This is a genomic window from Gorillibacterium massiliense, assembly GCF_000455485.1.
GTDB classification, from domain to species: Bacteria; Bacillota; Bacilli; order Paenibacillales; family NBRC-103111; genus Gorillibacterium; species Gorillibacterium massiliense.
Genome location: NZ_CBQR020000186.1, coordinates 1 through 698 on the forward strand (window position 1 = coordinate 1; position 698 = coordinate 698).

General features: G+C 55.7%; 2 protein-coding genes. One reads left to right on the forward strand and one right to left on the reverse strand.

Annotated elements, in window-relative coordinates:
- On the reverse strand, window positions 1-515 hold a 515-nt coding region (locus TJ79_RS27465; RefSeq protein WP_202903380.1), incomplete at its 3' end, for a hypothetical protein.
- Between TJ79_RS27465 and TJ79_RS28365 the strand changes: the two genes are divergently transcribed.
- Window positions 505-698 (forward strand): hypothetical protein (locus TJ79_RS28365; RefSeq protein WP_238323150.1); only part of this gene is annotated, 194 nt, incomplete at its 3' end. The two genes, TJ79_RS27465 and TJ79_RS28365, sit on opposite strands and share 11 nt — an antisense overlap.

A 698-nucleotide genomic window follows, 5' to 3' on the forward strand; every position in this document is an offset into this window, starting at 1 on the left:
AGCTTGGGAACGCCGAATATGCCTTTCTCCGCTCCTGTGCAAGACATGACCATGCCGCAAATGCAAACAATGGGTGCCTTCTCTCCCTTCTCTGGAAACGAACAGCCACAAATCATGCCGGCAGAAACCGCGATGTCCGGAAATCCGATGGATCCCCCATTTATGCCAGGTATGACGGGAATGCCGGGTATGACGGGGATGCCGGGTATGACGGGAATGCCGGGAATGACAGGAATGCCGGGAATGACGGGAATGCCGGGAATGACGGGTATGCCAGGAATGACGGGTATGCCAGGAATGCCAGGTATGATGGGAATGCCAGGTATGACGGGGATGCCGGGTATGATGGGAATGCCAGGTATGACGGGAATGCCAGGTATGACGGGGATGCCGGGTATGACGGGGATACCAGGAATGACGGGGATGCCAGGTATGACAGGGATGCCGGGTATGACGGGAATGCCGGGTATGACAGGGATGCCAGGTATGACGGGGATGCCGGGTATGCCGGGCATGACGGGAATGCCAGGTATGACGGGTATGCCGGATATGCGGTTGTCGAGCGTTTATCCGGGTACCGTTCCGAATTATCCGATCGCGTACTATTCGTATCAACCCGCCTATTATAATCCCGGAACCGAATCTGCTGCATTTGGGTCCGGAACATCCACAGAAGAGGCGATAATTTCAGCAGATGG